At 56.3% G+C, this 4,723-nt stretch carries 4 protein-coding genes and 1 pseudogene; 1 reads left to right on the top strand and 4 read right to left on the bottom strand.

Annotated elements, in window-relative coordinates:
- Window positions 1-123, bottom strand: a pseudogene (locus NW837_RS02390) (RNA-guided endonuclease TnpB family protein); the annotation flags it as partial.
- Between the two features lie 257 nt (window positions 124-380).
- On the opposite strand from NW837_RS02390, the gene pxcA reads away from it, so the two are divergent.
- The gene (pxcA, locus tag NW837_RS02385; protein ID WP_414329103.1) at window positions 381-1,763 is read left to right on the top strand and encodes a proton extrusion protein PcxA; all 1,383 of its coding nucleotides are present in this window, start codon (window positions 381-383) and stop codon (window positions 1,761-1,763) included.
- A gap of 163 nt (window positions 1,764-1,926) precedes the next feature.
- On the opposite strand, the gene NW837_RS02380 is transcribed toward pxcA, so the two are convergent.
- The 3 genes from NW837_RS02380 to NW837_RS02370 form a co-directional block, all read right to left on the bottom strand.
- Window positions 1,927-2,517 (bottom strand): DUF721 domain-containing protein, encoded by a 591-nt coding sequence (locus tag NW837_RS02380; RefSeq protein WP_414329102.1) that lies wholly within the window; start codon window positions 2,515-2,517, stop codon window positions 1,927-1,929.
- Between the two features lie 33 nt (window positions 2,518-2,550).
- Window positions 2,551-4,395 carry a mechanosensitive ion channel family protein gene (locus NW837_RS02375; RefSeq protein WP_414329101.1) on the bottom strand — a complete coding sequence of 615 codons (1,845 nt, stop codon included), beginning with the start codon at window positions 4,393-4,395 and terminating at the stop codon, window positions 2,551-2,553.
- A gap of 110 nt (window positions 4,396-4,505) precedes the next feature.
- A partial coding sequence (locus NW837_RS02370; RefSeq protein ID WP_414329100.1) for a UvrB/UvrC motif-containing protein occupies window positions 4,506-4,723 on the bottom strand: 218 nt, incomplete at its 5' end.

Genomic DNA, 4,723 nt, shown 5'->3' with positions numbered 1-4,723 from the left:
CTCCGGCGTGTTCTGGTTGACCCAATTCAAGGCTTGGCCAAAAGCCTCCAAAGTCGCGTCCAATTTGGCGGCCTGCGACTGGGACACCTTGAGCTTGCAGGAGACGGTCAGGGCTTGGGTCATGGTTCTATTGTAACCTCGCATTCCTCCCGACACTGACCCTACGGGTACAGTGCGGGGCTCCTGCGATTTCTAGCTGAAGTTTGCTCTGACCCAAAGGTGCCGGTCTGTACTTCTGTCGAGGCAGGGCCAGTCTCTGCAAGTACTTCTCCACCGTTGGGATTCCCGCCTAGGCACCCAGGACTCGTTACAATAATTAGTCAATCGGATCACTGTAATGTGTGGATCGGCCCCTATGGGGAGTGCCACGGGAACGAGCAATGGGAGAATCCGTATTGAGCAGGCTGGGCCAATGGATCTCGAATACCCCCCTGCGCTCCCTCGACCAAGCTTATGAGGCTGCCCTGCGCATTAAAGCCATTGAGGATCAATACTTCCAGGGAGGGTCCATTGGCAGCAATGGGCAACACGGCCAGAATGTCAGCCGCTACTTTCAAATTCAACTGCGCCGGCAACTGCGCCAGATCGATCTGCGTTTGGCAGAGTTCAGAGCCAGCAGCGCCCTTTCTCGCCTGCCGGATCCCGAGCAAAATGGCAGTGGCCCTGTTTCTGCCCAAGATAAAGATCAAGAACGCCATGCCGCTGAGGTCGATGCTCCTGAAAGCAACGGCGAAAACCCTGAGAATGGTCGCCAAAGACGAGATCTTTCCATCTTGGAGAAACTGCAGTTTATCGATCAGGTGACTTCTCGATACAAACGCCCGACCAGAAAATCCCAACCTGTCTCTGCTTCAATTTCCACTTCACCTGAGCCTCTCGAACGGCCAGAACAACCTACCTCAACTGAACCCAGTTCTTCTAATGTCTCTGTCAAGGCAGGCTCCGGCAATGGCGCTGCCCCGGTCGCTTCCAAAGCTGCGATTCTGCCCCGCTCCATTCTGCGCACGGCCAGCCAAATCCGCCGTGAGCTGAGTTCCCAGGCCGAGGAGGAACTGATCCAAGAGTATCGGGAGGCTCGCACTCGCACACTGGTATCGATTCGTTTTCTGTTGTTGTTGGCCGTTTTGCCTCTGCTCACCCAGATCCTCTCGAAAAACTTTCTGTTTGGGCCATTGGTGGATCACTTCCAACAACGGGAGCCTGCCATTGTGGCTCTAAGCCACGAATTCCAAGAAAAAGCCCTGTCAGAGTTCGAGTTTTTCAAGGAAAGAATAGAATTTGAGCGAGCTTTGCACCATCAATCTCCAGAGTGGGATCTGGAATCAGAAGAGCAACTGTCCATGAAGGCAGAGGAACTGCTGAAAAAATATAGCCGTAGGAACTCGGAAGGCTTGAAGAATATCCTTGCTGATTTGCTTTCGCTGCTGGTGTTTGGCTGGCTTATCTTTATTGGGCGTGAGGAAATCGAAGTCCTCAAGTCTTTTTTGGATCGTCTGATCTACGGCCTCAGCGACAGTGCCAAGGCTTTCATTATCATTCTTTTTACCGATGTGTTTGTCGGTTATCACTCACCCCACGGCTGGGAGGTGCTGCTGGGTAATTTGGCTGCCCATTTGGGGGTACCGGAGAACCGCGATTTTATCTACGGCTTTATTGCTACTTTTCCGGTTTTCCTAGATACACTTTTTAAGTATTGGATCTTTCGCTATCTAAACCGTGTATCGCCGTCTTCGGTGGCCACCTATCGGGCTATGAACGATTAAGGGTTCGCAGTTGCATTTCAAACTGGGTTGAGACGCTTCCCAAGCGCTCCTTGCCGCTGACGTAACCATCCACAACCTCTCTCAGAGGAAGAAAGAAGTTGGGGATCGACCTGACGAATCGTTTGATTGCCATTTGAAGCAACCGTAATTCGAGTTTCCTGAGTTAGCTGGGCGGGCGCAAGGATTGTCGATGGCAGAACCCACAGACAAACCAACGCTCCAATTCGGCGGCAGGGGTGGGACAGCGGCAGGCGGGGCAAGGGAACAGGTTCTCCTGGGTTTGTTGTTGCTTCACCACTCTGGCCCAGCGCTCGAAAGCCACTTTCGGGTCGGAGGTGGGCTGTTTTGGATTGGGGCTGCGACAGGATCCAGGGCGTTGTCCATCTTGGTCTGCTAGGCGGGGAGCGCCATAAAACTTGCTGGTCAGCTCCGCATCAGGATGGGGGGCAGCCGGGCTGGATCCCTTGTGCCAGGCACCAGAGCTGAAGCGGATATCGCTGAGGGGAGATTGTAGCCGGCTGTTGAGTTTCCTGAGAATGATCTGGCGTTGCAAGGTTAAGTTTTGTGCCCAGGCCGGGGTAGAGGTGGCCACCTGCAGCACCTGTCGGCGCAGGCTGAGAGGATAGGTTTGGGCGGCTACGGCCTCTCCGACGAGTTCGGGCCAGAGCTGCCGCAGGGTTTGCATTTGCTTCAGTTCAGCCCAACGGGGATGGCTGCCAAAGCTTCCCAGTACCTCATCTAACCGCTGCAACATGGTGTCGATAGGGTGTCAATGGCAGGCAATAGCTTAGGAAACACCATTTTGGTCTTCCGGCGATTGAGCCGCTTCTTTGAGGGCAGAGTGAATGGAGTCGGTATCGGGCAAAGAAGGGGATCCGCCATTTTGACTGAGGGGGGCAAATCCCTCTAGGCTGCGGATATGAATATCTTGTTGCGGGAAGGGGATGCGGATCCCACGTCGCCGAAACTCAGCCTCGATTAGGAAGTTTAGCTCGCTGATCAAGACAAACTGATCTTGAGGACGGTTGATCCACACCAGCAGCTCAAAGTTAAGTGCAGAAGGGCCAAAGGACTTGAGCCAGACTTGGGGGGCAGGGCTGCTCAACACCCGAGCATTTTCTCTGGCGGCGCTGAGCAGGGCTTCGGTAACCAGGGCGGTATCGGAGCCGTAGGCCACGCCCACAGGAATGTGGATGCGACAGCGGGGATCCCGGTAGCTCCAGTTCACCACCTTTGATTCGGTAAAGCGGGAGTTGGGCACGATCACAAAGATGCGATCCAGGGTGCGCAAGACGGTAGCCCGTGGCCCAATGCGCTCCACCGTGCCGAGCAAGTTGTCCACTTCCACCAGATCCCCGATTTGGATGGGGCGCTCCAGCAAAATGGCAATGTAGCTGATGTAGTTGTTGGAGAGGTTTTGCAAACCAAAGCCGATCCCCAAACCCACCGCCCCGGCAATAACCGCCAAGGAGCCCAGATTAAGGCCGCTGAAGGGCAAGACCAGAAGGATGCCGAACAGGGTCAGGATGTACTTGAAGATGGCCGCCGAAGACTCTTGGGTGCCCAGATCCAGCCCCAGGCGTGCCAAAAAGCGCTGCTTGAAGCCAACACTGACGTAGTGGGCGCCGGTGAAAACCAAGATGGAGAGGACGAGGAAGACCAGCAAGCTGGCAATCGAAACGCTGGAGTTGGGCAGAGGCTGGGTGAGAACGCCCAGAGCCGTGGCGACCACACGACCCAGGCCCAGGTAAAAGGAGCGCTGAAACGGTCGTAGGGCAGGGATGAAGCTGATACCGCGATCCAGCGAGATGCCGGCGATGAGGATTGCCCCCACGCCCCGCAGCAGCATCCCACCCACATCAATCCAGGTGCCCCAGGTCTCTCCGGCCTTAAGCTCCAACCAGCGTTGCAAGCGGGTTAGGCTGCGGTCGAACAGCCGCCAGAGAAAGAACCCCACCACCAGGGTGGCGATCCCTGCCAAAAGGGTCAGAACCAGCACGCGCGGATCCTGGGCCCGCTGCAGAGCCAGCAGATCTTCGCGGTAATCGGCAATCGCTTGCTCCAACCGCCGCGCCCAACTGTTAGCCACCAGACGCACGTCATTCAGGCTCACCTGACCCGGTGCCACCCTGCGCTCTGCGGCTGCATCGGCATAGGTGACGGTGAACAAATACCGTTGTGTGCGCTCAAAGCGGCCTCTTTCCCCCAGGCGTAAGATGTATTGCCCATTGGCATCCTGGGCCACCCGTACCTCTGGCTCCGGCAACTGGCCTTCTTCGAGAAAGCGCTCGATGATCGCCCGAACGTTGTCGGCCCGCACATCGCTGGGGTAGTCTGCCGTCTGCAGGCGGAACACCGGGATGTTCCCCACCAACACCTCTGTGCCCTCTTGGCCGGTCAAAGGGATCCCGATTGGGCTGGGAGCCGGAGCAGGGGATCCCTCAGGAGTTGGCGCTTCAGCCGGTGTGGGTCGGGGATCGGCCAGGAAAAAGTTGGGATCCCGAAATTCAAGGGCTTGAGCCAAGGGGATCCCTGAGGAGGCAGAGGCGACGGCAGGGGTGAGCCAGAGACCTATCCCCACCGTCAGCCCAACCCAAAGAGCTGCTCGCTTAAGTGGGACGGAGTCCTGCATGGCCGGTTTGGTACGAACGCCTATCGATCAATTGGGGATCCCTGAGGGCTGCCCTGTAAGCTCATGGTGGCACAAGCCGACCTCAATTTTGGCCGATCTGAGCAAGGATTTTAGGTGCCCTGAGAATGGCCCAGAAGGCGTTGACGCAGCTTTTTGATTCTATCTCGCAGCTCGGCGGCTTCCTCAAATTCTAGGTTTTTGGCGGCCTCTTTCATCTTCAGTTCCAGTTGGCCGATCAGCTCTGGAATCTCGGAGAGAGGAATCTCCTGCGCAGCTTGAAAGGCTTTTTCCAGATCTGGGTTGCTGAGTTTGTGGGAGATGGCCAAAA

It is taken from the genome of Synechococcus sp. R6-10 (assembly GCF_047461815.1).
Lineage (GTDB): Bacteria > Cyanobacteriota > Cyanobacteriia > Thermostichales > Thermostichaceae > Thermostichus.
The sequence above is the reverse complement of the archived record's forward strand: the minus strand, read 5'-3'. Positions and strand labels throughout refer to the sequence as shown.